General features: G+C 32.2%; 26 protein-coding genes, 1 tRNA gene and 1 CRISPR repeat array (1 of these 28 cut by a window edge). Of the genes, 7 read left to right on the top strand and 20 right to left on the bottom strand.

The features are described 5' to 3' along the window. Window positions 1–828: direct repeats of the CRISPR family, unit length 29 nt; unit sequence GTTTTTTCCCGACTATGAGGGAATTGAAG (it extends 454 nt beyond the left edge of the window). Window positions 829–885: 57 nt separating this feature from the next. The 6 genes from cas6 to csm5 are packed head-to-tail and all read left to right on the top strand — an operon-like array spanning window position 886 to window position 7,840. Continuing rightward, window positions 886–1,770 carry a CRISPR-associated endoribonuclease Cas6 gene (cas6, locus tag SULAZ_RS07830; protein ID WP_012673668.1) on the top strand — a complete coding sequence of 295 codons (885 nt, stop codon included), beginning with the start codon at window positions 886–888 and terminating at the stop codon, window positions 1,768–1,770. A gap of 50 nt (window positions 1,771–1,820) precedes the next feature. Beyond that, window positions 1,821–4,382, top strand: coding sequence for a type III-A CRISPR-associated protein Cas10/Csm1 (gene cas10, locus SULAZ_RS07835; RefSeq protein WP_012674235.1), 2,562 nt, complete (start codon window positions 1,821–1,823; stop codon window positions 4,380–4,382). 10 nt (window positions 4,383–4,392) lie between these two features. After that, complete coding sequence (gene csm2 / locus SULAZ_RS07840) at window positions 4,393–4,860, top strand: type III-A CRISPR-associated protein Csm2 (protein WP_012675015.1); 468 nt, start codon at window positions 4,393–4,395, stop codon at window positions 4,858–4,860. Window positions 4,861–4,879: 19 nt separating this feature from the next. Next, a complete protein-coding gene (gene csm3 / locus SULAZ_RS07845; RefSeq protein WP_012674307.1) occupies window positions 4,880–5,668 on the top strand; it encodes a type III-A CRISPR-associated RAMP protein Csm3 in 789 nt (262 codons plus the stop codon). Window position 5,669: 1 nt separating this feature from the next. Then, complete coding sequence (csm4, locus tag SULAZ_RS07850; protein ID WP_012673499.1) at window positions 5,670–6,632, top strand: type III-A CRISPR-associated RAMP protein Csm4; 963 nt, start codon at window positions 5,670–5,672, stop codon at window positions 6,630–6,632. Beyond that, window positions 6,629–7,840: a type III-A CRISPR-associated RAMP protein Csm5 gene (gene csm5 / locus SULAZ_RS07855; RefSeq protein WP_012673602.1), complete on the top strand. Its 1,212-nt coding sequence runs from the start codon at window positions 6,629–6,631 to the stop codon at window positions 7,838–7,840. Before csm4 ends, csm5 begins: the two co-directional genes overlap by 4 nt. On the opposite strand, the gene SULAZ_RS07860 is transcribed toward csm5, so the two are convergent. From SULAZ_RS07860 to rpsT, 5 genes are all read right to left on the bottom strand, one after another. Then, window positions 7,823–8,572 (bottom strand): TatD family hydrolase, encoded by a 750-nt coding sequence (locus SULAZ_RS07860; protein ID WP_012674700.1) that lies wholly within the window; start codon window positions 8,570–8,572, stop codon window positions 7,823–7,825. The two genes, csm5 and SULAZ_RS07860, sit on opposite strands and share 18 nt — an antisense overlap. Window positions 8,573–8,584: 12 nt before the next feature. Then, the gene (gene ftsH, locus SULAZ_RS07865) at window positions 8,585–10,483 is read right to left on the bottom strand and encodes an ATP-dependent zinc metalloprotease FtsH (protein ID WP_012674282.1); all 1,899 of its coding nucleotides are present in this window, start codon (window positions 10,481–10,483) and stop codon (window positions 8,585–8,587) included. After that, entirely contained in the window at window positions 10,474–11,838 is a 1,365-nt protein-coding gene (gene tilS / locus SULAZ_RS07870) for a tRNA lysidine(34) synthetase TilS (protein WP_012673999.1), read from the bottom strand. Before tilS ends, ftsH begins: the two co-directional genes overlap by 10 nt. 8 nt (window positions 11,839–11,846) lie before the next feature. After that, a tRNA-Met gene (locus tag SULAZ_RS07875) sits at window positions 11,847–11,920 on the bottom strand. A 38-nt stretch (window positions 11,921–11,958) separates the two neighbouring features. Then, window positions 11,959–12,252, bottom strand: coding sequence for a 30S ribosomal protein S20 (gene rpsT / locus SULAZ_RS07880; RefSeq protein WP_012674533.1), 294 nt, complete (start codon window positions 12,250–12,252; stop codon window positions 11,959–11,961). Between the two features lie 124 nt (window positions 12,253–12,376). Here rpsT and SULAZ_RS07885 point away from each other — a divergent pair, with 124 nt between their 5' ends. Continuing rightward, window positions 12,377–13,579: a methionine adenosyltransferase gene (locus SULAZ_RS07885; protein WP_012674270.1), complete on the top strand. Its 1,203-nt coding sequence runs from the start codon at window positions 12,377–12,379 to the stop codon at window positions 13,577–13,579. 4 nt (window positions 13,580–13,583) lie between these two features. Here the strand turns inward: SULAZ_RS07885 and SULAZ_RS07890 are convergent, their stop codons facing one another. Genes SULAZ_RS07890 through folP form a run of 15 tightly spaced genes read right to left on the bottom strand, consistent with a single transcriptional unit; the run spans window position 13,584 to window position 25,823 of the window. Beyond that, entirely contained in the window at window positions 13,584–14,483 is a 900-nt protein-coding gene (locus tag SULAZ_RS07890) for a YihY/virulence factor BrkB family protein (RefSeq protein WP_012673946.1), read from the bottom strand. Beyond that, window positions 14,480–14,773: a hypothetical protein gene (locus tag SULAZ_RS07895; protein WP_012675110.1), complete on the bottom strand. Its 294-nt coding sequence runs from the start codon at window positions 14,771–14,773 to the stop codon at window positions 14,480–14,482. Before SULAZ_RS07895 ends, SULAZ_RS07890 begins: the two co-directional genes overlap by 4 nt. Continuing rightward, window positions 14,770–15,057, bottom strand: coding sequence for a hypothetical protein (locus SULAZ_RS07900; RefSeq protein ID WP_012673817.1), 288 nt, complete (start codon window positions 15,055–15,057; stop codon window positions 14,770–14,772). Before SULAZ_RS07900 ends, SULAZ_RS07895 begins: the two co-directional genes overlap by 4 nt. Then, window positions 15,054–15,293: a hypothetical protein gene (locus tag SULAZ_RS07905; protein WP_012674550.1), complete on the bottom strand. Its 240-nt coding sequence runs from the start codon at window positions 15,291–15,293 to the stop codon at window positions 15,054–15,056. Before SULAZ_RS07905 ends, SULAZ_RS07900 begins: the two co-directional genes overlap by 4 nt. 12 nt (window positions 15,294–15,305) lie before the next feature. Next, on the bottom strand, window positions 15,306–15,689 hold the full coding sequence (locus SULAZ_RS07910) for an OsmC family protein (protein ID WP_012673572.1): 384 nt from the start codon (window positions 15,687–15,689) through the stop codon (window positions 15,306–15,308). Further along, the gene (locus tag SULAZ_RS07915) at window positions 15,682–16,362 is read right to left on the bottom strand and encodes an endonuclease V (protein ID WP_012674301.1); all 681 of its coding nucleotides are present in this window, start codon (window positions 16,360–16,362) and stop codon (window positions 15,682–15,684) included. Before SULAZ_RS07915 ends, SULAZ_RS07910 begins: the two co-directional genes overlap by 8 nt. Then, a complete protein-coding gene (gene rodA, locus SULAZ_RS07920; RefSeq protein WP_012675081.1) occupies window positions 16,362–17,489 on the bottom strand; it encodes a rod shape-determining protein RodA in 1,128 nt (375 codons plus the stop codon). Before rodA ends, SULAZ_RS07915 begins: the two co-directional genes overlap by 1 nt. Further along, the gene (gene mrdA / locus SULAZ_RS07925; RefSeq protein ID WP_012674134.1) at window positions 17,486–19,282 is read right to left on the bottom strand and encodes a penicillin-binding protein 2; all 1,797 of its coding nucleotides are present in this window, start codon (window positions 19,280–19,282) and stop codon (window positions 17,486–17,488) included. The genes rodA and mrdA overlap by 4 nt, the downstream gene beginning before the upstream one ends. Continuing rightward, window positions 19,272–19,757, bottom strand: coding sequence for a rod shape-determining protein MreD (gene mreD, locus SULAZ_RS07930; RefSeq protein ID WP_012674629.1), 486 nt, complete (start codon window positions 19,755–19,757; stop codon window positions 19,272–19,274). The genes mrdA and mreD overlap by 11 nt, the downstream gene beginning before the upstream one ends. Next, window positions 19,754–20,548, bottom strand: a complete 795-nt coding sequence (mreC, locus tag SULAZ_RS07935) for a rod shape-determining protein MreC (RefSeq protein ID WP_012673696.1) — start codon at window positions 20,546–20,548, stop codon at window positions 19,754–19,756. Before mreC ends, mreD begins: the two co-directional genes overlap by 4 nt. Before the next feature lie 12 nt (window positions 20,549–20,560). Next, the gene (locus SULAZ_RS07940) at window positions 20,561–21,598 is read right to left on the bottom strand and encodes a rod shape-determining protein (protein ID WP_012673976.1); all 1,038 of its coding nucleotides are present in this window, start codon (window positions 21,596–21,598) and stop codon (window positions 20,561–20,563) included. Between the two features lie 9 nt (window positions 21,599–21,607). Continuing rightward, window positions 21,608–23,533, bottom strand: coding sequence for a threonine--tRNA ligase (thrS, locus tag SULAZ_RS07945; RefSeq protein WP_012674511.1), 1,926 nt, complete (start codon window positions 23,531–23,533; stop codon window positions 21,608–21,610). Continuing rightward, window positions 23,530–23,943: a YbbR-like domain-containing protein gene (locus SULAZ_RS07950; protein ID WP_012674730.1), complete on the bottom strand. Its 414-nt coding sequence runs from the start codon at window positions 23,941–23,943 to the stop codon at window positions 23,530–23,532. The genes thrS and SULAZ_RS07950 overlap by 4 nt, the downstream gene beginning before the upstream one ends. Next, window positions 23,921–24,760: a diadenylate cyclase CdaA gene (gene cdaA, locus SULAZ_RS07955; RefSeq protein ID WP_012674012.1), complete on the bottom strand. Its 840-nt coding sequence runs from the start codon at window positions 24,758–24,760 to the stop codon at window positions 23,921–23,923. Before cdaA ends, SULAZ_RS07950 begins: the two co-directional genes overlap by 23 nt. Then, window positions 24,753–25,823, bottom strand: coding sequence for a dihydropteroate synthase (gene folP / locus SULAZ_RS07960; RefSeq protein ID WP_012674948.1), 1,071 nt, complete (start codon window positions 25,821–25,823; stop codon window positions 24,753–24,755). The genes cdaA and folP overlap by 8 nt, the downstream gene beginning before the upstream one ends. Between the last annotated feature and the right edge of the window lie 114 nt (window positions 25,824–25,937).

The raw sequence follows: 25,937 nt of genomic DNA on the forward strand, positions 1-25,937 counted from the left end.
TCTCCCCTTCGTTTTTTCCCGACTATGAGGGAATTGAAGTTTCAGATGCTGTTTGAATAATGGCGCCTGTCTGAGTTTTTTCCCGACTATGAGGGAATTGAAGGATGTTATCGACACAGACGGAAATATTAACTTTTCAAAAGTTTTTTCCCGACTATGAGGGAATTGAAGCATTTCTTTTATAGTGGCTCCCTTCAATGGAAATTCAGTTTTTTCCCGACTATGAGGGAATTGAAGAAAGGTCTCTTTTCATTATTACCCCCTTTTCTAATTCGTTTTTTCCCGACTATGAGGGAATTGAAGCTTAATTCTTCAACTTCAAAAGATTCTTCTTGTAAACGTTTTTTCCCGACTATGAGGGAATTGAAGAATTAACTCTTCAAAATAACACCAACCATCGTCAGAGGTTTTTTCCCGACTATGAGGGAATTGAAGAGACTCTATGTGACAGGTTTAATAACATTTTGATAAGGTTTTTTCCCGACTATGAGGGAATTGAAGTAAATACACATTTGAATCTCCTTCCGTTAAAATTAGTTTTTTCCCGACTATGAGGGAATTGAAGCTAGGATGTCTCTTCTCGTTAGTCTTTCTAGAAGACGTTTTTTCCCGACTATGAGGGAATTGAAGCTTAATTCTTCAACTTCAAAAGATTCTTCTTGTAAACGTTTTTTCCCGACTATGAGGGAATTGAAGAATTAACTCTTCAAAATAACACCAACCATCGTCAGAGGTTTTTTCCCGACTATGAGGGAATTGAAGAGACTCTATGTGACAGGTTTAATAACATTTTGATAAGGTTTTTTCCCGACTATGAGGGAATTGAAGTGAAAAATTTTTATCCTGTGTTATAATGTGGTAAATACTGCTTAATGAGAGATTATAATGTTTGATTTTGAGTTTTCTCGTTTAAGATTAGAGTTTAAAGCATTAAACAGCTTTCAAACACCTTACTTCTTAGGTTCAGCCTTTAGAGGTATAATGGGAAAAAACCTCAAAAAAATCGTTTGCATAAAACCCTTCGAAGAATCCTGTAAAAACTGCCAATTAAAAAACACCTGCCCTTACACAGTCATCTTTGAAACAGAAGAAATCCTCAACTACCCAGCCAAATACGCAATAAAACCACCCTTCCAAGTTATACACCTTCAAGAAAACCAAACTATCAATTTAGACATAACCCTCTTAGGTAGTAGTGCAAACTACTGGGAATTTATAATCTCATCATTTTCAAACACACTAAATTTAGGAAAAGAAAGATACCTAAAACTAGATAAAATATACTTCTACAACCCCATTGAAGAAAAATACTACCCCCTAAAAAGAAACATACCAAAATTCCAAGCCAAAGACCTACTAAACCTTAAAACCGACAAACAACAACTTACTCTACAGCTCAACCCAACATCAATAAAACACCAAAACCAAATAGTAAACCCCCAAGACTTCAACCGAGACATACTCATAAAAGCCATTCTAACCAGAATATCAGCTGTAGCCCAAAGCTACGGAGAAAAAACAGAAAAAATATATATAGACAAAGAAAAAATAAACATAACCCAACAAAACCTAAAACAAACAATCCTAAAAAGGTACTCAAACAGAAAACAACGACATATGAATATCCCAGCAATTGAAGGAGAACTAACCCTAACAGGAGACCTTAACCAAATCTACGGACTTTTAAAAATAATAGAAAACATAAACTTAGGAAAGTCTGTAAGCTTAGGTTTAGGTAGTGTAAAATTATTGTCAGAAAATTCAACTTGAAAAGTTTATAACTTATAGGTTAAAATATTAAGCATTGCACGGGGGATAAGATGCATAAAAAAGAAAAATACCTAATAGCAATAGCAGGACTACTACACGATATAGGAAAATTTTACCAAAGAGCTACAAACAAAAAAACTACCGACGAAGATAAAAAAATTTTTCAATACGCCCACGCATACCTATCCTACGAAGCTATAAACCAAGAGTTAAAAGAAGGTTTAGAAAGTGTATTTTCCCAAGAAGAGTTAAAAACAATATTAGATGGATGCTACCACCACAAACCTACAACACCTATACAGCACCTTTTACAAAAAGCAGACTGGATCTCCTCATCAGAAAGGTCTAAAGACCAGACCATCTACAACTTAGAAATACTCTCACCCGACCAAAAAAAGAAGTTAGAAAACTTTGCAGTCCAAAATCCAAGATTAAGAAGCGTATTTGAAAACCTCTCTTTAGGAAAAGAGTATAAAAAGAGAAATTACTTTTACAAAATAGCACCCTTAAACTTATCAAAAGACATATTCCCAAAAGATTTAGAGTACACCTACGGCCAGATAGACACTAAAGCAGCTGATGAAGAAGAGGAGTTAGGCTCTTACCCGAAACACTGGGAAAGTTTCAAAACAGAGTTTAACCAAAAGTTAAAAAATGCAGTTAAATTTGAAAACTCCCCGGAAAAAATCTTTAGCTTAATCTATCACCTACTGTATAAATACCTATGGTGTATTCCAGCTTCTACTTACGATAAAGAAAACTACTCAAACCATTACCCGGATATATCACTTTTTGACCACTCGAGGGTTTTGTCAGCTGTTGCTTGCTGTTTTTACGATTACGACAAAGAAGGCTTTACGCAAGAAGGTACAAATAAATTTCAAAACAAATTTAAAGATAAAGAAGTTTTCTTACACATAAAAGGAGATATAAGCGGTATCCAAAAATTTATATACAACGTGTATGCAGGTAAAAGAGGAACAGCAAAAACACTTAGAGGAAGAAGCTTCTACGTTTCTTTACTTCCGGAGATACTATCAAGGTATATACTTAACCAACTTGAGTATCCTATCTCTAACCTCTTATACAGTGGTGGAGGAATTTTTGAGATACTGGTAGCAAACACACAAGAAAATTTAGACAAAATACTAAAGATAAAACAAGAGATAGAAGAGTTTTTAGCTACCGATTTTGAAGCAGATTTAGGACTTTCATTAGGATACTACCAGTATTCCCCCATTGAAATGATGAAAGACTACAAAACAGTTTTAAGCAAACTAAACGAAAATTTAGACAACGCAAAAAAAGAAAAATTTAGCACTCTCATAGACAGTGGAAAGATATTTGACCTTTTAAATAAAAAAGTAAGCGATATAAAACAAAACAAAAAAAGATGTCCAGTATGTAAAACATACCTTATAAGTGAAAATCTACAAGATGATGATGAAATATGTGAAGTTTGTGAAAAGTTTAGAAATATAGGACAGTTTCTACCAAAAACAGAATACTTAATCTTTGCAAAAAATTTAACCCCAAATTTTGTAGAAAACAAAAAAGTAGTAAACTTTAAAAAGTTTGGAGCTGTTTATCTTGTAGATAAAAATAATATATCAGACTTACAACCTTTATTTTTAGACCCTGAAATTACAGAGATACTTGCTATAAATGACACTTCTTTAAAAAGATACACAACCGGTTTTAAATTCATAGGAAAAGTAGTTCCAGAAGCTGAAAAAGATGCCCCTTTACCGGAAGAAGACGATAAAATAGAAGAAGGTCAGATAGTTCCATTTTCATACTTAGCACAGTTTAGTGAAGGAGATGATAGAATAGGCATTTTAAGAATGGATGTAGATAACTTAGGAAAACTCTTTAGTGAAGGTTTAAAAGATAAAATATCCATCTCAAGAATTGCAACTTTAAGCAGGTCTTTAGACCTATTTTTTAGTGGATATTTAAACGAGATATGTAAAGCTTTAACTTCAGAATATAAAAAACAAAATCAAGATGCAAATGTAAAAAACTTTTTCTACATACTTTACTCAGGAGGAGATGACGTATTTTTAGTAGCACCTTGGGATAAGGCAATAGATATAGCAGAAAAGATAAACAATGAATTTAAAAACTACACATGTGGCAACCCTAACATTACACTCTCAGCTGGATACATACAGGTAAAACATAAGTACCCTATAAGATTTGCAGCAGATTTAGCAGGAGAAGCTGAAGAAGTAGCAAAAAGTAGTGGTAAAGACAGGATATGTATCTTAGGAGATGTTTTACAATGGAATGAAATAAAAGAGTTAAAAAGCACTTCAGAAAAATGGATAGAGTATATTAAAAGAAATAAGCTCCAAAGAGGTTTTATCTACGCAGTTCACAGACTAAAAGAACAATTTTTAAAAGACTTAAACAAATCAAGTAAAGTAGCTTTCCCCTACAGAGAAATAGGAAAAGAGGACCTTATGTTTTACCCTTACGCTCAGTACTACATAGCAAGAAATATTAACAAAGATATAAGAGAAGAAGTCTCACAATTTTTATTAGACAAACAAAACTTTAAAAAACTTACATTTTTAGTAAACTACATTTCACTAAAAACAAGGAATTAGGAGGTATTCCATGAACGGGAGAAACCCAAATCAACAAAAAAATAACGGACAAGATAATAGTTTTATTAACACCAACAACCTAGTCCAAAAAATAAAATCTGCACCAAAACTATCTGATGTTTTAACACCCAAAGAGTTTGCACCTATAGGAGGCTGGGCATATCAAATAGCATTTGAGTTAAAATCAGCAAAACCCAAATTAAACACATCACAACTTAGAAAAATCTTTACAGAAATAAAATCTATCTGTGATAACAGAGAAAAAGTATTACAAGACAAAACACCTTTATACCTACTATATCCAAAACTTGCCTACGCAAAGGGAAGGGAACTGATGCCTGAAGTCTTCTACAATCTCATCGTAGCTTGTTTAGATAAACTAAAAGATGGAAAAGCAGACGAAGAAGACTTTAAAAATTTTGGTGATTTTATGACAGCTATAGTCGCCTATAACAAACAGTACGAACCTAAAAATTAATAATCTGGAGGTTTAAGATATGAGTTTAAACTTTGAGGGAATTTATGTAATAAAAGCAACTTTAAAATGTATCACAGGATTACACATAGGAGGCTCTAAAGAAAGTTTTGAGATAGGTGGAATAGACAACCCGGTAATCAAAACCTCAATAAGTATACAACTTCCAGACAGGGAAATAAAGGAAGGTATGCCATACATACCCGGATCCTCTCTGAAAGGTAAAATAAGAAGTTTATTAGAATGGAAAGAAGGACTTGTAAAACCAAAAAGAAATTCTGAAGGAAAAATTGAAGGTGAGGTATCAGACATTACATCAAATGGAAACCTTTCAAATGTTTCAATAATCTTTGGAGTAAGAGATTCAAAAATAAGGGAAGCAACGGTAGCCGGACCAGTTAGAGTTAAGTTTGCTGATATTTATCCTACAAAAGAAACCATAGAAAAGTGGGAAAATGAATTAGGTCCCGGAATTTACACAGAAGTTAAAACAGAAAATGCAATAGACAGAATTACATCTTCTGCAAACCCCAGAAGACAAGAAAGAGTTCCTGCAGGTTCAGAGTTTAAAGTAGAGATTACATACGAAAAATTTGACAAACAAGACGAAGATAGACTGAGAATTGTTTTTGAAGGTATGAAACTACTAGAAGACAACTACTTAGGTGGTGGAGGGTCAAGAGGAAACGGAAGAGTCAAGTTTGAAAACATAGAAATACTTTATAAAGATTTTTACCAAGGAACAGCAGAAAAAATAGGAAACTTTCAATCAATAGACGATGTATTATCATACTTTAAAAAAGGTGTATAGAATGAAGCTGTATAAGATAGATATTACACCTTACTCACTGTTTAGAGATATACCATCATCTTACACAGTGTTTGGTGGACTGTGCTGGGCTTACTTAATACTTTACGGAGAAGATAAGCTTTATAACCTACTTTCTCAGTTTGAAAACAACAACCCACCTTTTCTACTCAGCTCCCTACTACCAAGAGAAGAAAAAAACTACTACTTTCCAAAACCAAACCTAAAAGCAGAAAGAAAAGAAAACTCAGATTTAGATCACAAAAGTTTAAAAAAGATAAACTACGTTGATTTAGATACAGTTATACAAGTTTTAGATGGAAAAATAAAGACAGAGTATGAGCTAAACCAACTTTTACAGCAAAAATTAAAAGAGGGTAAACTCAAAAAGATATCCTTTTTATCAAAAGAATCACTACCACACGCTTCTATAGACAGACTTTACGGTACTACTCAAGGCTCTGGAACACTTTTCTTTGATGAATCAGTTAGTATAGGAGAAAGTTTTTTAATTGTTGCAGTAAGAGATGACGAGGTAAAAAAAGAGTTAGAAGCTATAGTAAAACTTTTACAGGATATAGGTATAGGAGGAAACAGGTCAATAGGATTTGGAAAAGTAAAATTTGGAGAATTTGAAAACTTTACACAAATTGAAAACTACTTCAATCAAAAAACAGATATATTTATAACCTTATCCCCACTCATACCAGAACCTTTTACCTACGATTTACAAAACAGTTATTACGAATACTTTACATTTAGAGGTGCCATTGACAACAACTACAATTTTCAAAATGTTGATATATGGAAGGAGAAAATTTTATACCTTAAAGAAGGGTCCACGTTAAAAGTAAAAAGCCAAAAAAACTTTTACGGTAGTTTTCTGATAGCAAAAAATATAAATGGAGTAAAAATCTTTCAGTATGGCCTTGCTTTTCCTTTATACATCAAAGGAGGGACACAATGAAATTTAACTTAACTGTACTTTCCCCTATTCATATAGGAAATGGAAACCAAATTAGCAACTGGTCTTACTCTTACGATGAAAGAAACAAAAAAATAAAGATATACAACTTTGAAGAAGTGGTAAAATCCTTAAAAGATAACGTGCAAAGACTCATAAACCTAACTTCTCTTATAGAGAGACACCCTTTAGAAAAAAGCTTAGGAGAAGTTATCTCATCATACGGTATAACCGTAAAGCCATTGTACCAAATTGAATTTAAAGGAGACATAAAAAGAAAAAACGGAAATGAATACAAACCTATCTACGAATTTATAAAAGAAAGTGGAAAAGTTTACATTCCCGGGTCAGAGATAAAAGGAGCTATAAGAACGGCTCTATTTTACAAAATCCTTAAAGACAAGTTTTTAGAAAGTCCAGCTATAAAAAATAAGTTTTTAGAAGATTACAAAGAATGTGTTAATGTTTCAAATTACAGAGATGAAAGGGAAAGGAAAGCAAATATTAAGAAAAACTTTTCTAATTTTATAAAAAGATGGGAAAGTATTGCTTTTAGAGCAGGTTTTAGCAAGGTTTTTGACAGAGAGTTTAAACAAGAGGACGCAAAAAAGGATATACTTAAACTCCTACTAGTATCAGACTCTGACCTAAAAGACCCTCAAGAATGTTTAGAAGTACAAGACATTAAATCCCTTGGAGTATCAAGAGGCTTTAGAGAATTACACGAACTTTTAAAAGTCGGTACAAAGTTTACCATTGACTTAGAAGTTTCCTTTAAAGAAGAGTACAAAGAATTATTACCTGAAACCTACGGATATTTGGATTTAGAGCTTAAAAAAATAAAAGAAGCTTGTTCTGAATTTGCTAACGCTATCTTAAATGAAGATATTCATTATATTGAAAATATTAAAAATACAAACATTAAAAATACAAACGAGATAAATGATAAAGAAAAAGAAAGTATTTTAAATAAACTTAAAAAAAGAAGAGAACTGGTTGAAAAAGGATTTTTTGTGCTCAGACTTGGAAAACATCAAGGGTTTTTAAGTACTACAATTAATCTTCTTGTTAAAGAGTTAGCCCCAGAAGTTTATTCAGAAGTTTATCCAAATTTAGTAAATAAAGGCTACAAAGATAAACCAAACAAATCAAGAAAAATCACATATGATAACGAGTTTATGGGTTGGTGTGTTTTAATTAAGGCTGAATAACCGTTTAAAGTTTTCGTCAGTTGTTTTTTCAAGCTTACTTTTTTCAATACCTAAAAGCTCAGAAGCAAACTCTAAGGTATAGTATATGTTAGAAGGCTTGTTTTGAGTACCTCTTACTTTTTGAGGAGATAAAAACGGACTATCTGTCTCTAATAATAACCTATCTAATGGAACTTTTTTCAGGATATTTCTAAGGTTATCAGCTTTAGGATAAGTTATATTCCCTGCAAAAGATATATAAAAACCAGCTTCTAAAGAAAATTCCATTAATCTTTCATCTCCTCCAAAACAGTGCATAATACCTCCACTTTCAAAAGGAGCATACTCAGATAGTATTTTCTCTGTTTCTCTATCTGCACTTCTTGAGTGTATTATTAAGGGTTTTTTTAACTTTTTTGCAAGTTCTATCTGTTTTCTAAAAAAGTACTCTTGTTTATCCTTTGGAGTTTTTTCTCTATAAAAATCTAAACCACACTCTCCTACCGCTATAACTTTGGAATTTTCTTTAATTAGATTTTCTAACTCTTCTATATCTTTATCGGTTAAATCTCCTATATCGTAAGGATGATAACCTATTGCCACAAAAACATTTTCATATTTACTACCTATCTCTAAAGCTTTTTTTATCTCCTGTTTATCACAGCCTATTGTAAGTAAATAATCTAACCTTTTTACACTTTCTTCAACATCCTGTAAAGGAATCATATCAAGATGACAGTGTGTATCTACCAACCTTATCTCCCGTTAAGCAACAGTTGGTAGTTCTGCTCCAGGTACATCGGGAGCTGAAGAATCTGTTATAACGTTGACGTTTTCAAATTTTCTACATCTGTTTAATACAGGTACTCCATACTCTTTTAAGATTGCAAACATCTCTTCACATGTTATTGTTTCTTTATCGAGTAAAAGTTGAACGACTGCAATAACGGCATCCTTATAAGTTTCTATAATATTTTTCGCTTTTTGATAAGATTCTCTTAAAATTTTGTTAACTTCTTCGTCTATCTTTCTTGCTGTCTCTTCACTTATCTCTATTCCTTGACCACCCATAAAGATACTTCCACTTCTGTTAGTTGGAACGTGGATAGGACCTATCTCATCACTCATACCCCAAGCTGCAACAATCCTGTAAGCAAGTTCAGTAGCTCTCATTAAGTCATTCTCAGCTCCGGTTGTAATACCATCTTTACCGTAGAAAACTTCCTCTGCAGCTCTTCCACCAAAAAGCTGTAGTATTCTTGCCATTAAATCTTTCTTTGAGTAGAGATGTCTGTCTTCTTCTGGAAGGTTTACAGTAACTCCAAGAGCCATTCCCCTTGGTATGATAGAGACTTTATGTAATGGGTCAGCTTCTTCCAACATCACACCAACCAAAGCATGGCCTACTTCGTGGTATGCAATCTTTTCTTTTTCTTTTGGTGTTATAGCCATTCCTTTTCTTTCTAATCCCATCATTATTCTGTCAAGAGCATCTTCTAACTCTTGCATACCAACTTTCTCTTTTTTTCTTCTTGCAGCAAGTAATGCAGCTTCGTTTACTAAGTTTGCAAGGTCAGCTCCTGAAAATCCGGGAGTTCCTTTAGCTATAGTCATTAAATCTACATCTTCTGCTAACGGTATGTTCTTTTTCTTAACATGAACTTTTAATATTTCATATCTACCTTTCACATCTGGCTTTGGAACAGATATTTGTCTGTCAAACCTTCCTGGTCTTAAAAGTGCTGGGTCTAAAATATCCGGTCTGTTAGTTGCCGCAATAACTATTATTCCTTCGTTTGTATCAAAACCATCAAGCTCTACAAGTAATTGGTTTAGAGTTTGCTCTCTTTCATCGTGTCCACCACCAAAACCAACACCTGTCCTTGCCCTACCTACTGCATCTATCTCGTCAATGAATATAAGACATGGAGCATGTTTTTTTGCTGTTTCAAAAAGATCTCTTACCCTTGCAGCTCCTACTCCAACAAACATCTCAACAAAGTCAGAACCTGATATGGAGATGAATGGAACGTTTGCCTCTCCTGCTATAGCTTTTGCAAGTAATGTTTTACCAACTCCCGGGTCTCCATAAAGAAGAATACCTTTAGGAGCTCTTCCACCTAACTTTTGATATCTGGAAGGGTCTTTTAAATATTCTATAATCTCTTTTACTTCTTCCTTTACTTCATCCATTCCGGCAACGTCATCAAGTTTAACATTAGGTCTTTCTTCCAAGTACAACTTTCCTTTACTTTTTGCAAAAGAGAATGCTCTATTTGGACCCCCAGACATCTGTCTCATCATAAAAATCCAAAGCCCTATAAAGAGTAAAATAGGAAGCCAAGATATAAGTAAAGTCATAAGCCAGCTACTGTTTTCAGTAGAAACAACCTTAACCTGCACACCGTTTTCAGAAAGTATATCGTAAAGTTTTGAATAACCTTGAGGAATTACAGTTTCTACCTTTTTACCATCTTCAGTTATAGCTGTAAGTTCTTCTCCTCTAACTGTAGCTTCAACAACTTTTTTCTCATTTACCATTGTCATAAAATCAGTAAAAGAGACCTTTGAATCACTTATCTGTTTCGTTCCAAACATATTAAATGCAAGTATCATCATTGCACCAATTAAAAACCAAATCAATAAACTTCTTGTTAGTTGCAATTCTGCTCCTCCTTAACTTTAAAACATATAAGATTTTGGGAGTTTTCAGTTACTGGGTAGTAGGCTGACCTTTTATAGCCTACTATCCATAATATTTTATCACCAAAAACTAAAAGTGGTATAGAGTTTCTCATATTTTTTGGAATTTTTAAATCAATAAAAACATCTTTCAACTTTTTCTCCCTTTTCATTCCAAAAGGTAAAAATCTATCTCCTTCTTTTCTAAACCTAACTGTAAACTCATCTGTATCTATATCAAAACATTCTATACACTTACTTTTTTTCATTTCTTCTAAATCCTTCTCTGTAGGCTTAAAAGCAGTTAAACTTATTCCTTGCTCTTTTATAAAGATAGTTTGACCAATTTTTAATTTATACTCTTTATAAGATTTTTCTACCTTTTGAGTATAGTTTAAGTAAAGTTTATCATACTCTTTTATAAGTTGAAGATTTTCTTGAAGATGTAATGCTTTAGTTCCACCCATTTTTAACAACTTTAAAATATTAAGCATCTTTTGATAAGATGGGTATATTCTTGTTTTTTCGTATATCCAATTTGTAATTACTCTGTACTTTACAGCCTCGTGAAGAGTGTTTAAGTAATTTAAATCAATATAGTCCTTTTCTTGCAAAGACTTTAAAATATCTTTTGAATAAATTTCTAAAAAATCCTCATCTACAGATTGAAAGAAAGATAACCTTAAAAGAGACTCCTCTAAACTGTGGTTAATTTCTTTAGCAATAGGAATTAAGTCTAACCTTACTTTATTTCTTAAGTATCTTTTATCAAAGTTTGATTTATCAATTACGTATGACAAATCATTTTTATGGCAGTACTCTAATAATTCTTCTTTTTTTATGTAATAAAGAGGTCTGATTATATTCTCTTCATTGGGCTTAAATCCTTTTAATCCTTTTTTATTCCCCTGAACAAACCATAAAAACATAGTTTCTATCAAATCTGACAGATGGTGAGCCGTTGCCAGCTTATTAAAATTTTCTTTTTCCATAATCTCTTTAAAAAATTTATACCTCTCTTCTCTTCCTGCTTCTTCTATAGATTTTTTTTCTTTTTTTGCAACTGATTTAACATCTACTTTTTTTACAAAAACAGGAATATCATATTTTTGACCAAAGTCTTTACAGAACTCTTCATCTTTGTCAGATTCTTCTCTAAGACTATGGTTTAGATGGGCTAAAGAAATCTTTTCTATTTTAAAGTAAGCTTGGAACTTTTTAAGTAAAAAGGATAGAACAACTGAATCAGGACCTCCAGAAAATGCTATAAGAATTTTATCTTTTGGTTGGATTAAGGAAAAATCTTTGACTGCTTTTAAAAACTTCTTTTCTATCATTTTAAAAGTGGCGGTACAGGGATTCGAACCCCGGACACCGCGGATATGAGCCGCGTGCTCTAACCAACTGAGCTATACCGCCATCTTTATCTAATAATATATTTTACTCAGAAATTCTATTTATGCAACTTGTTTTAATCTTTTAGCAGCTCTTGAAACTCTTCTTGCAGCTTCGTTTTTATGGATAGCTCCTTTTGCAGCAGCTCTGTATGCTAACTTTTGACAAAGTGGTAATAACTTCTCTGCAGCTTCTTTTCCTTCCTTCTTTAAGGTTTCATAGAACTTTTTAAATGCTGTTTTCATTCTTGATATGTGGTATCTATTTTCAAGTCTTCTTCTTTCTGCAACCCTAACGTTCTTCTTTACTCTTCTTTTGTGCTTTAACTTTTTTGGTGATAACGTAGCTTTAGCCATCTATTCCTCCGTTTAAACTTCAATTTTGAGAATGAATATTTTACACCTTTTGAAAAAAATTTGCAAGATGTTTTAATTTATGCTAATCTAATTAACTCAAATTTTCTCTTAAAGGAGGTTTAGATTGGCAAATATCAACGTAGGCATTTTAGAGTTTGAAAAAGTATCTTCACAACCTGTTGAGATAGTTGAAAGAAAAGGAACAGGGCACCCAGACACTATCTGTGATGCTTTAGCGGAAGAGCTTTCTATAGCTTTATCCAACCTTTACAGAGAAGAGTTTGGAGCTATTATGCACCACAACGTTGATAAGGCTCTTTTGATAGGTGGTGTTGCAGACCCTCAGTTTAAAGGTGGAAAAATATTAGAACCTATAGAGATATACCTTACAGGAAGAGCTATAGATGAAAAAAATGGTAAAAAACTTCCTGTTAAGGAGCTTGCAGTAGAGACAGCTCACAAATGGTTAAAAGAAAACATCCCAAATTTAGATATTGTAAACCATGTAATTATTCATCCTAAATTAAAACCGGGAAGTAAAGACCTTGTCGAACTTTTTGAAAGATTTCAATTAAAAGGTGAGATACCCCTTGCTAACGATACTTCCTTTGGTGTTGGTTTTGCTCCTTTTTCAGATATTGAAACAATAGTTTATGAACTTGAAAGAGCTTTAAACAGTAAAGAGTTTAAGAAAGACCACCCTTACGTTGGAGAAGATATTAAAATAATGGGTGTTAGAAACAAAGATAACATAAGAATAACAATAGCTATGGCTTTTGTTGATAAATACGTAAACGATATAAAAGATTACGTAGAAAAGAAAGAAATTGTTACAAACTACGCTTACTCCCTTGCTCAAAAGTTAACAACAAAACATGTTGATATCTTTATAAACACCGCTGACGATATAGACAACCAATCAGTTTACATAACTGTAACAGGAACTTCAGCTGAGGCTGGAGATGATGGACAGGTAGGTAGAGGAAACAGAGTTAACGGACTTATCACACCATACAGACCTATGAGTTTAGAAGCTGCAGCAGGTAAAAACCCTGTTAGCCACATTGGTAAGATTTACAACACAGCTGCAATGGATATGGCAGAAAGAATAGTTGCAGAGATAGAAGAAGTAGAAGAGGCGTACTGTTACCTTGTAAGCCAGATAGGGAAACCTATAACAGAGCCTCAAGTTTGCGACGTAAAACTCAGAGCTACCTGTGATGTTAATAAAATAAAAGACAAAGTTTTAAAGATAGCACAAGAAGAAATAGATAAATTACCAACTACATGGCAAAAATTCTTAAACAGACACTTTAGATTGTACTAAAGATTTACTCGGAAGGGCTTTTACCTTCCGAGTGTTTACTGTAATAGTAAACAATTCTTTGACCTATCAAAATAATATCAAAAGACAACTTAACCCACACTAAAAAAGCAAAAATAGAACCTACAGTCAAAAACAAAGGATTTTTTGATAGAAAATTAATAATCACACTTTCAAATAAAACTCTCATCATGAATAAACAAAAAGAAACAAAAAGAACTACCAAAATCAGCTTTTTTCTTTCTACATTTACTGGAGTAAAGAAATAGAATAGAAGATGAATTACTACAAAAAAAGTAATTATTTCAGAAATATTCAATAAATTAAGAATTGTATCTACATTTTCAGCTAAAAAGTTGATAAGATTAGTCAACCACTTTAAAAAGATAACATCAAAATTCTCAAGGTAATTTTTTACCTCATCTATAAACTTCAATAGAATCATAAAAAGATAAAAAACAGTAAAGATGATTGCTATAAAAGGCAATGCTAGTATTGAAACTATCATTTTTTTTCTATCTGTTGTATATTCCAACTCCCAAACATAATGAAAAGCCATCTGAATTGCTATAAATAAATCTTTCCCAAAGTAAAGAGAAAGTAAAATACTAATTAAAGATAAATTAGTAGATAAGTTAGTATTGTAGAACTTTAAAACATTCTCCAAAAACTTTTCTGCAATGTTGGGAAACAGATTGTAAACTATATAATAAATATCTGATATTTTCAAAAAAGCTATAAAACTCAAGATTGAAAAAACAAATATAAACATAGGGAATATAGAAAGAAAAAAGTAAAAAGCTAAAGATGAGCTATGATAACTGTAATTTTTATTAAAGTAATCTTTTATAGCTAAGATTAAAGAGATAAAAAATGGGATGAAAATCCCATTTAAAACTTTTTTCAAGCTTCTGTTTTAACAGCTTCTTCTAATTTTTTTACCTTTTCCTCGAGCTCTGCTATTTCTTTAGCTTTTTGTTCTTCTGTTAATTCTTCACCTCTTTTCACTAAAGAGGTTAACTTTTCTACTACATCGTTAAATGCAGCTTTTGCTTTATCTGTAAGTTCAATCTCTTTTAAAGACTCTTGTAGCTCAGATAACTTTGCTAAAATCTCATCTTTCCTCTTGTAAGCAAAGTATGCACCAACTGCAGCCACAGCAGACCCTAGTGCTATTAACACCGCCTTCTTGTTCATTTCATTTCCTCCTGTTTGATTAATTCTTCTAACTTTCTAATTTTTTCTTCTACTATATTAAGTATATTGTCTTCTTGAGTTTTGTCAACATTGTCTACTTTACTTTTTAAATCATTGATTACTTCATTAAATTTATCTTTTATATTTAAAGAAAACTTTGAGTTTTTTACTTTTTCTTCTAAGATTTTTATTTTTTCTTTGATTTCTTCTCTTCTTGAGCATGCTAAATATCCTAATCCTACAGCTGCTAAAATAAAAAGTAAAAACTTAACAAACCTTTTCATTTTTTACCTCTAAGAAATTTAAACATCTTGAAAAATCCAAGTAATCCTGAAACTCCACTTATATTATCAATAAGTCTAGACACTTTTGGGTACAGTTGCTTGTAATCTGATTGTATATCTTTAATCAAATCCCTAACTTTTAACGCAACAATAATCCAAAAAATAGTCCTAACTAAAGACATTACGGCTATAAAAAGCATTGAAAAAGCTATAACACCTAAAAAAAATGTTTCCATCTTACTTACCCTTTATAGTAAAATTACATTTATTTCTGGAGCTTTTAACATAGAGTTACTTACAGTACAGCCTCTTTTTCCTATTGTAATAATTCTTTCTCTTTGTTCTGGAGTTAAATTTCCGTCAAAGGACACTTCTATGTCTACTTTTTCGTATCTATTTTCTGTTTCGTGTTTCTTTCCTTTTACGTTTATTCTTAAGTTTGATATACTCAAGTTTTTATGTTTTACATAAGCATCTACTGTAATACCAAAGCAGTATCCAATGGATATTAGCATTAAATCTGTTGCGTTAAAGGTGGTGTTGGTAAGATTTAAAACAAAGTCTTTATTTTCCATCATACCTATAAAACCTTCATCTGTAAGCTTTATAACTGCTGTTTTTTCTTCAGCCATTTTTTACCTCCTGTAAAAGTCTTTTTCTGTATTCTGTTAAAAAGTTATGAGCTAATCTAACAGGCTCAGGAAGTTTATAACCATTTATTGATTTTATTATAACATAAAGAGAGCTGTTTAGAGATATGTTATTCCCTGGAGATACAAAGATAGGGTTTGTGTTTTTCTTTACTCTTAAAGCATAACCTCTTACTTCTCCATCAGCGTACACAGGGCTGTAAGCCATTGGTTTATTTTCTAACTGGGTATACTTACCATACAAAAGACTTTTACCACACCCAACACTAACCGTGTCTGTAATAACTCCAAAATGGGAAGCTATACCCATCTTTCTGGGATGAAGTATACCTTGTCCGTCCAATATAAAAACATCAGGAGATGATTTTAATTTTTGATAAGCTTCCATTATAGATGGAATCTCTCTAAAAGCCAAAAAGGTTGGTATGTATGGAAAGTCTATCTCCTTTTGTCCAAATACTGTTTCAACAACAGAAAAATCCTCCAAATTTAAAACTACTATACAACTTATAGCTAAAGTAGGCTCTTTGTAAGGGTCTAAAAAAGTAGTGTCTATACCTGCTACAAACTTTACATTTTTTACATCTATCTTATCTTCTAACTTTAACTTTTTTGCCAGCTTTAACTGATATTTTTTTAGATACTCTAAATCCATCAGTAGTCTCCAATGTTTTCTGGGTAAAGTTGAAAACTTTGTTTACTGTTTATGTAAGAAATATTTAAAACCAATCCTATAAGAAAGCTAAACATTATCAAAGCAGTTCCACCATAGCTTAAAAATGGTAAAGGTACTCCAACAACTGGTGCTATAGCCAAATTCATAGCAATGTTCACAAAGGACTGAAAAACGATTAAAGAAGCCACTCCATAACAGATAAACTTTCCAAACATATCTTTTAATGTCTTTCCTATTAAGAAAATTCTCAACGATAGAATAAGGTAGAGAGACAAAAGTAAAAATGACACAACAAAACCCCATTCTTCTCCTATCGTTGCAAATATAAAGTCTGTATGCTGTTCAGGTAAAAAGTAGTACTTTGACTGGGAACCTTGAAGGTATCCTTTACCTGTAAGCATTCCGGAACCTATAGCTATCTTTGACTGGATTATGTGGTATGCGGTCCCTTTAGGGTCAGCTTCTGGATTTAGTATGGCAAGTATTCTATTTTTTTGATAATCTTTAAGGTGATTCCAAACTATAGGAGATAAAAGGATAAATACTAACATAAAACTGATTATATACCTTAACTTAAAACCAGCTAAAAATACCATAACAAGGACAGGTAGTACAAGCATTATTCCACTTCCTAAATCTGGTTGAGTGTATATTAAAGTAAAGGGAATAACTGAAAATAACATTAGTTTTAGAAAATCTTTAAAAGATATTGGAAGTTTTGAAGACGATATGTAGTTTGCTGAAAAAATTATCATTATAGATTTCATAACCTCTGAAGGTTGGAGCTGAAAAAATCCAAGGTTAATCCATCTCTTTGCACCTAAAACAGTACTTCCGATAAATTTTACTAAAATAAGTAAAACAATTCCAAGTCCGTACAGGTAAAAAGATACAGAAGATAGCCATCTGTAATCAAATAGAAAAGTAGTTGTTAAAATTACAAAAAAAGAAAATACTACAAAGACAATCTGTTTTATATAAAGATTTGAAAATTCATGGTAAGATGCACTGTATATGTTAAACACACTAAAAATCAGTAAGAACAGTGTAATACCAAACACTAAAATATCTATATTTTTAAGTTTTTCTAAAGCTACATTTTTCATTTTATACTCAAAACTCCTTCACTGTAAGCTCTTTTTAATATATTTGCCATCAAAGGAGCTGCAACACCACCACCACTCTCTCCATGTTCTACAAACACAACTCCTGCCAATTTAGGATTGTCATAAGGAGCAAAACTTATAAACCAAGCATGGTCTCTCAACTCCCATTTACCATGCTTTTTTTGTCTTGTAAGGTAGGTATAAACTTGAGCTGTACCAGTTTTCCCTGCATTTTTTACAGGAACCGATTTTAAAGCCTTAGCTGTACCTTGAGGTCCATACACTACAAGGTACATACCATACCTTACAGCTTCTAAGTTCCAAATTTTTATTTTAATTTTTCTTATAACTTCAGGTTTTATATGTACAAACATTTGCCTTTTATTGTCGTAGTATCCTTTTAGTATCTGTGGTTTTAAGACTTTTCCACCATTTGCAATTGGTACTACAATTTTAGTAGCATCAAAAGGAGTTATAGAAAGATATCCTTGTCCTATACTTAGGTTAACCGTATCTCCGTGAAACCATGGTTGTTTTAACACTTTTCTTTTCCATTCTCGGTTGGGAACTATTGCCACCTTTTTTTCTATATCCGGGTTAAGTTTTTCTCCTATTCCAAAAAGTTTAGTGTATTTAAAAATATTATCAACACCTAACTTTAAACCTACTTGATAGTAGAAAGTATCACAAGACATCTCCAATGCTTGAGCTACATTTATATAACCACATCCGGCTTTATTCCAGTTTCTATACCTATACTTTCCTATACTAAACTCTGAACCACTAAGTATTCTTGTCTCGGGAGTAATTACCCCTTCTTCCAGAGCAGCTATACTTACTAAAGGCTTATATATAGAACCCGGTGGATATCTTCCAGTAAACACTTTATCAATTAAAGGAGTATACTTATCTTGTGTTAAAGCTTGCCATTCTTCTTGTTTTAATCCTTCGTAGAATTTTTGTAAATCGTAGGTAGGATAGCTAAGAGCTGCTAAAATCTGATAACTGTCTGGGTCTACAATAACAACAGCTCCAGATTTATGACCTGAAGACTTAAAAGTCTCATAAACAATCTTTTGAAGTCTTATATCTATACTTAGATAAATATCATTTCCTTTTTCAGGGTCTTTTTCCCAAAGTATCTTTTTTTGCCTACCGAAAGCATCAACCAAAACCGCTTTCTGTCCTGCTTTACCTCTTAAAAGGTTATCGTATATCTTTTCTATTCCACTTTTTCCTACAAGTGTGTTTAGAGTTATGTCAGGATTTTTTTCTACATCTTCTTTAGTTGGGTACCCAACGTATCCTATAATATGGGGTAAGTAGTTTGCCTCTGGAGTATATACCCTTTTTGGTACAACTTCCAGATAGAAACCTTTAAGCATATAACTGTAGTTATAAAAATTTTCAACATCTTTCTGAGTAAGGTTCTTTTTTACAGTTATTTTAGGAAGTAAGTTTTTCCTTATAATTTCTTGAGTTTTTTCATCTAACTCTACTCCAAACACATTTTTTAGTAGAAGTCTTAATTCTTCTATTTTGTAGTTTTCTCTAACAATGTACGGAAAAGCTATCAAATCAAAAGTAGGAATATCGTAAGCTAGTAAAACACCATTTCTATCGTATATCTTTCCACGGGGAGGGTTTGATTGAAACACTTTAATGTAGTTTCTGTTTGAAATTTCTGAGTAGTACTCTCCTTTTACTATCTGAAGGTAGAAAAGTCTTCCTACAAGGATAAAGTAGATTAAAAACAGTAAAGTTATTAAAAAATAAAACCTACTAAACTTCATCTTTTTTTATCACAAATGTGTCTAAGTAGTAAATTACATAAATCATCATTACACTTGAAAGAGTGTATAATATAAACAGGACCTTATCTCTATCTGAGAAAAAGCCTGTTAAAAGGAAGCTGTAAGATGTTTTTAGCATGTAAATTATAAAGCTGAAAATAAAAATCATTAGAATTTTCAGTAAAAAGTTAAACTGTATAAATTTTGATTTAAAGTTCAAAATATAAAGTATAGAAAAAAAGTAAGAAAAAGTATTTATAAATGTTTTTTCAGGGTTTAGAAGGTCTAAAACCACTCCTGCAGTAATCCCAGTAACTTTAGCCATATTTTCTTTATTTTCTATAACAAGCCAAAAAAGGTAAACTAAAATAAAGTCTGGCACTATAGCCAAATTTAACAATCCTTTAAACACCAAACTTGATTGTAAAACTATAAGTAAAAATAAAATAAAAAAATACTTTCCGTAGTAAATCATCTTTGAACTACCAAAACATAGTTTAAGTTGTAAGGGTAGTAAAAAGTTTCTACTTCTACATCTCTAAAAAACTCACCCTCTTTTGTAGATATCTTTCTAACTATACCGACAGGAATACCCTCTGAGATAGTAGAGTTTACAACTGTCGTTTCAACAACATCAGAAAGTCTTATATCTTGCTCTGGTCGAACGTACCTTAATACTCCCTTTTTGTAATCTAAGCCGTTATAAAAACAAATTTCTCCTGTTTTTCTTGTCCTTACAGTTATTTTAAAATTTTTATCGTTAACAGACATCACTTGTGAGTATCTATCTCCCACTAAATTTACAGTACCTATTAAATACCCTTTAGAAACAACAATATCTCCTTCTTTTATACCTTCATTTTTACCTAAATCAATAAAAAATCCATCAACCCAGTTATCTGGAGAAAAACCAACTACTTTTGCAACTAATACCCTTTTAAAACCGTAAAAATTTTTAAACTCTAGCAGTTTTCTTAGTTCTTCATTTTCTGTTTTTAAATAAGAAAGTTTTTGATTTTCCAATTTTAACAGTTCTATCTGTTTTTTTAGATTTTTATTTTCGTCTTCAAGGCTTTTTTTATCTTTAATGTAAGTTGAAAAATCTTTAACATTATCTAACACACTTACTATAATACTACTAGGTAAACCTATTACATCTATAGATACTTTTTTAAAAAATGATGAGAAAAGGATTGCTACTGTTATTGATAAAAATATAAGAAAAATTAGTATTTTTAAGATAATCTTTTTAACATTTCCAGTCAAATCCTTTACCTATTATCTAAAAGAAACTCTTTTTATAAGCTCGATATTCTGCAGGGCTTTTCCTATTCCCCTTGCAACTGCAGTTAATGGGTCATCACAGTAAACAACAGGGAGGTTTGTTTCATTTCTTAATCTTTTATCAAGTCCATAAATTAAAGAGCCTCCACCAGCCAAAACTATACCCCTTTCTACTATATCAGCTGCCAACTCTGGTGGTGTTTTTTCTAAAGTGGACTTTACAGCGTTAACTATTTGAATGATAACATCTTCCAGAGCTTCTCTAATATCCTTACCTGTAATTGTTATACTTCTTGGCATTCCTGCCATATCTCTTCCTCTAATCTCCATAGTTTTACTATCTCTTTCTGACTCTACAGCTGACCCAAGATTTATTTTTATATTTTCTGCAGTTTGCTCTCCTATTAATATATGGTAGTTTCTCTTTAGATGGTTTATAATAGCTTCGTTCATCTCATCTCCAGCTATTCTAATGGAGTTAGATATAACAAGTCCTGATAAAGATATAACGGCTATTTCAGAAGTTCCACCACCTATATCAACTATCATATTTCCACCGGGTTGTTCTATAGGTAGTCCTGCACCTATTGCAGCTGCCATAGGCTCTGCTATAAGGTAAACCTCCCTTGCACCTGCTTGTCTTGCTGCATCTATTACAGCTCTTTTTTCAACAGTTGTTATACCTGATGGAACACCTATTATAATTCTTGGTCTTGGGTTTATAAGTTTTACAAGTGGAAAGTTGTTGTGTACCTTTTGAATAAAATATTTAAGCATTGCCTGAGTAGTATCAAAATCAGCTATAACACCATCTTTCAATGGTCTTATAATCTGGATGTGTTCTGGTGTTTTACCTACCATTTCTTTAGCTTCTTTTCCTATAGCCAAAACTTTGTTTTGAGCTTTATCTACTGCAACAATTGATGGTTCTGTCAATACTATACCTTTCCCTCTAACAAAAACCAAAGTATTAGCAGTTCCTAAATCTACACCTATATCGTTAGAAAACATCCCAAGAATTTTCCCTATCATAATAACTCCTTACTTTTTCTCTTTTATTAAAGATGTTATTTTTTTAACAAAGTTATCTACAGTCATACTTTCTGTTTTACCAGATGCTTTTTCTCTTACTGCTACTGAGTTGTTTTCTACTTCTTTATCTCCTATTACTAACATAAATGGTATTTTTTGAAGTTCTGCGTCTCTAATCTTTTTGTTCATCCTTTCACTTCTATCGTCTACTTCTACCCTTACTTTGTTTTGTAAAAGGATATCTTTAACTTTGTTTGCAAAATCTAAATGTTTATCAGCTATAGGAATAATTTTAACTTGTACAGGTGAAAGCCATACTGGTAAAAATCCAGCATAATGTTCTAAGAGTACTCCTATAAATCTCTCTATAGACCCAAAAATAGCCCTATGAATCATGTAAGGTCTGTGTCTTTGGTTATCTTCTCCTATGTAGTACATATCAAATCTTTGGGGAAGGTTAAAATCAAATTGAATAGTAGAACACTGCCACATTCTTCCTATGGCATCTTTTATTTTAACGTCAATTTTCGGGCCGTAGAAGGCTCCTCCACCTTCGTCAATCTTGTAATCAATACCAGTAGACTCAATAGCTTTCCTTAAAGACTGAGTAGCTACTTCCCACATTCTGTCATCACCAACAGACTTTTCTGGTCTTGTTGAAAGATAAATCTCAAACTCATCAAAACCGTAAGATTTTAAAGTATCTAATGCAAAGTTTAAAACATCTCTTATTTCATCTTCTACTTGGTCTTCTCTACATATAATGTGAGCATCATCTTGAGTAAATCCTCTAACTCTCATAAGTCCATGGAGAGCTCCACTTCTTTCATACCTGTAAACTGTTCCAAGTTCGGCAAGCCTTATAGGTAGTTCTTTATAACTTCTTTGTTTTGATTTGTATATCTCAACATGGAAAGGACAGTTCATAGGTTTAACGTAATACCCTTCTTCTTCTATCTGCATTCTTGGGTACATGTTTTCTTGGTAGAAAGATAGATGTCCACTTGTTTGCCATAAGTGTTCTTTACCTACGTGGGGAGTGTAAACCAGCTGGTATCCTCTTTTTAGATGCTCTTCTTTCCAAGCATCCTCTATCTCTTTTCTTATAATTGCACCTTTTGGAAGCCAGATTGCAAGTCCTCCCCCAACCTCCTCATCAATCATAAAAAGTTCTAACTCTTTACCAATTTTTCTGTGGTCCCTCTTTTTTGCCTCTTCTAACATATTTAGATAATCTTTTAACTCTTTATCACTCCAAAAAGCAACTCCGTATATCCTTTGAAGCATTGGGTTGGTTTCTTTACCTCTCCAGTAAGCTCCAGATACTGATATAAGTTTAAATGCTCCAGCTTTATCTGTGGAAGGAAGGTGTGGTCCTCTGCAAAGGTCAACAAAATCTCCCTGCTTGTAAAGTGATATTGGCTCTCCTTCTGGAATATTGTGTTTTATTATATCTATCTTGTATATCTCCTTTTTTTCTTCAAAAAACTTTACAGCTTCTTCCCTTGGAAGTTCATACCTTTCTATCTGATAACCTTTTTTTATTATCTCTTTCATTTTTTCTTCTATTTTTGGAAGGTCTTCGTCTGTAAGCCTTACTCCCTCTATTTCAACATCGTAGTAAAATCCGTTTTCAGTTGTAGGACCTATTCCAAGATGAACATTTTCATCTCCGTAAATCTCTTTTAATGCTTGAGCCATAATGTGGGCTAATGAATGTCTAAGGATTTCAAGACTTTCTGGGTCTTTTTTAGTCAACAACTTTAAACTACCAGACTTTTTTATTGGAGTATGTACATCTATAATCTCTCCCTCAAACTTTCCACCTATCACATCTTTAAACTTTCCATTTAAATTCTGTAAAATCTCTTTTAACGTAATTCCTTCTTTATAGTTAAATTTCTGATTTAAATCTTCTATAAAAATCTCTATCATTGGCTCTCCTTGTTTTGAGTAGAGTTTTTGTAAGTATATATTATAACACTCTCAGGCTGTATTGATACAACCTTGTATTTTGAAGAATTAATAACAACTTCCACAGGAAGTTCATTTTTACCTTCTTTTAATTTGTCTCCTTTTACAAAAGTTTTCACTTTTATATCATCTAATTTATTGGAATAGCTTCCTTCTAAAATTACTTTTACCTTTTCAGGTTTTATTTTTTTAACATCTAAATCTTGTGGAATATCTATAACATCAACGTAGCTGTAAACTTGAAATTTAGATTGAGTTTGGGAAGAAACATTTAGCCAAAGTAAAAAAGATACAATAAAGGAAAGTAGTTTTAAGGAAAAGTTTTCAAAAATCAAAATTTTTATCTTTCTAACTTGCTTTTTTAACTTCATTTTTCTCTCTTCTTAACTTTTTTCTCAAAATTTCAAACGTGGTTGGCTTTTCTACTCCTAAGAGTTTATAAAGTTTTTTTCTCAATCCTAAAATATCCAATCCTTTATAGATTTTACCATCTACACAGATTGATATCTCTCCTCTTTCCTCTGAAACAACTAAAGCAACAGCATCAGTCTCTTCAGATATACCTATTCCAGCCCTATGTCTGGTTCCCACATTCTGAGGAATGTCTGAGGATAAAGTAAGAGGTAAAAAAGCCCTTGCATAAGCTATCTTTCCTTCCTTTATAATAACAGCTCCATCGTGGAGAGGTGTTTGAGGCGTAAATATTGTAATTAGAAGCTCTGAAGATACTTCACTATCTAATTTTACTTGTCCTTCTATATAGTTTGTTAAATCTACATTTCTCTCAAAAACAATCAACGAACCTATCTTTCTTTCTGCCATAAATAAACAGGCTCTTATAACATCATCTATTATTTTTTTGTTTGTAGAAGAGAAAAATCTAAAAATACCTTTTTCCCCTAACTTTGCCAGTCCTCTACGTAATTCTGGTTGAAATATTACAAATAGTGCAAAAATTCCTATACTCCATAGATTTTCAAAAATCCATTCTAGTGTATTTAAGTTTAAGATTTTTGCCAAAAGCCAGACAGAAAGTAAAAATAAAAGCCCTATAAGTATCTGCCAACCTCTTGTTCCTGCTAAAAACTTTAGAAGAAAGTAGACTATTACGGAAACTATTAAAATATCAAGTACATCTTTTAACTCTATTGATGTTAAAACACCCAATAAAGAATAAATATCAGTCAACCCTATATCCTCTTATAGTGTCTAAAATAGTTAAAAACTCTGCTGTTTCCTTTACATCGTGAACTCTAACTATATGAACCCCGTTTAAAACTGCGTAAGCTGTAGCTCCTAAAGAAGCGTACAATCTATCTTTCGGTGGAATGTCTTTTTTTGTTAAGAGATTTTTAAGTATAACATTTAAGAAGGATTTTCTTGATATTCCTATCAATATCGGAAGTCCTAAAATCCTAAACTCAGATATCCTTTTTATTATCTCTACATTATCTTCTACTCTTTTACCAAAACCAATACCAGGGTCTATTATAAATCTATCTGGTCTGATACCATTTTCTAATCCATAGTTTATCTGTTGTTTAAAAAATTCCACAATATCGTACACAACATCATCGTAGTAAATATCCCCTTTTTGCATATCTTTTGGAGTTCCCCTTATATGATTTACAATTATCGGACAGTCATATCTTGCAATAACTTTAGCCATCTCAGGGTCAAAACTCATGCCACTTATATCGTTAACAATATCAGCTCCCTCATCTAAAGCAGCTTTTGCTACAACAGATTTATACGTATCTACAGATATAAAAAACCTATCCCCAAGCTCTTTTCTTAAAGCTTTTATTACCGGTATAACTCTATCTAACTCCTCTTCTGCCGGGACAGGGTCAGCTCCAGGACGGGTTGACTCTCCTCCAACGTCTATAATATCAGCTCCGTATTCAAGCATCCTAGCAACTTTATCCACTATGTGGCCAGTATCTTTGTAGTTTTCACTTCCGTTAGAAAATGAATCAGGAGTGACATTAACAACACCCATAATAGCAGTCTTAACCCCAAGATTTAAAAACTTACCCTTGTAGTTGATTTTAAAGTGTTTTTTACTTAAGTTAACCCACTGTTGAGATAGCTCTTTTGCCTCTTCTCTTTTATTATTTGCAAGTAATTGATTTATAATCTCTTTAAACTGATCTTCATTTTCTATAACAACAGGAGTTAAAAAGGGATCACTAAAGTAAATTTTATAAACCGATTTATTTATCTGTTTTATAACAGGAAAGCTTCTCACTGAGAACTCCTTTAAAAGTTTTAAAAATATTATATCCTAACAATCTTTGCAACACAGACTGCAACATATATGCAACAATGAAACAGTTATGCAACACCATTTTTTATAGAATTT

The sequence above is a fragment of the Sulfurihydrogenibium azorense Az-Fu1 genome, from assembly GCF_000021545.1.
Lineage (GTDB): Bacteria > Aquificota > Aquificia > Aquificales > Hydrogenothermaceae > Sulfurihydrogenibium > Sulfurihydrogenibium azorense.

Bases quoted from the DNA above. Each gene is read 5' to 3' on its own strand.
- cas6 (WP_012673668.1), top strand. From the start codon at position 886: ATGTTTGATTTTGAGTTTTCTCGTTTAAGATTAGAGTTTAAAGCATTA.
- cas10 (WP_012674235.1), top strand. From the start codon at position 1,821: ATGCATAAAAAAGAAAAATACCTAATAGCAATAGCAGGACTACTACAC.
- csm2 (WP_012675015.1), top strand. From the start codon at position 4,393: ATGAACGGGAGAAACCCAAATCAACAAAAAAATAACGGACAAGATAAT.
- csm3 (WP_012674307.1), top strand. From the start codon at position 4,880: ATGAGTTTAAACTTTGAGGGAATTTATGTAATAAAAGCAACTTTAAAA.
- csm4 (WP_012673499.1), top strand. From the start codon at position 5,670: ATGAAGCTGTATAAGATAGATATTACACCTTACTCACTGTTTAGAGAT.
- csm5 (WP_012673602.1), top strand. From the start codon at position 6,629: ATGAAATTTAACTTAACTGTACTTTCCCCTATTCATATAGGAAATGGA.
- tilS (WP_012673999.1), bottom strand. From the start codon at position 11,838: ATGATAGAAAAGAAGTTTTTAAAAGCAGTCAAAGATTTTTCCTTAATC.
- rpsT (WP_012674533.1), bottom strand. From the start codon at position 12,252: ATGGCTAAAGCTACGTTATCACCAAAAAAGTTAAAGCACAAAAGAAGA.
- SULAZ_RS07895 (WP_012675110.1), bottom strand. From the start codon at position 14,773: ATGAACAAGAAGGCGGTGTTAATAGCACTAGGGTCTGCTGTGGCTGCA.
- SULAZ_RS07900 (WP_012673817.1), bottom strand. From the start codon at position 15,057: ATGAAAAGGTTTGTTAAGTTTTTACTTTTTATTTTAGCAGCTGTAGGA.
- SULAZ_RS07905 (WP_012674550.1), bottom strand. From the start codon at position 15,293: ATGGAAACATTTTTTTTAGGTGTTATAGCTTTTTCAATGCTTTTTATA.
- SULAZ_RS07910 (WP_012673572.1), bottom strand. From the start codon at position 15,689: ATGGCTGAAGAAAAAACAGCAGTTATAAAGCTTACAGATGAAGGTTTT.
- SULAZ_RS07915 (WP_012674301.1), bottom strand. From the start codon at position 16,362: ATGGATTTAGAGTATCTAAAAAAATATCAGTTAAAGCTGGCAAAAAAG.
- rodA (WP_012675081.1), bottom strand. From the start codon at position 17,489: ATGAAAAATGTAGCTTTAGAAAAACTTAAAAATATAGATATTTTAGTG.
- mrdA (WP_012674134.1), bottom strand. From the start codon at position 19,282: ATGAAGTTTAGTAGGTTTTATTTTTTAATAACTTTACTGTTTTTAATC.
- mreD (WP_012674629.1), bottom strand. From the start codon at position 19,757: ATGATTTACTACGGAAAGTATTTTTTTATTTTATTTTTACTTATAGTT.
- SULAZ_RS07940 (WP_012673976.1), bottom strand. From the start codon at position 21,598: ATGATAGGGAAAATTCTTGGGATGTTTTCTAACGATATAGGTGTAGAT.
- thrS (WP_012674511.1), bottom strand. From the start codon at position 23,533: ATGATAGAGATTTTTATAGAAGATTTAAATCAGAAATTTAACTATAAA.
- SULAZ_RS07950 (WP_012674730.1), bottom strand. From the start codon at position 23,943: ATGAAGTTAAAAAAGCAAGTTAGAAAGATAAAAATTTTGATTTTTGAA.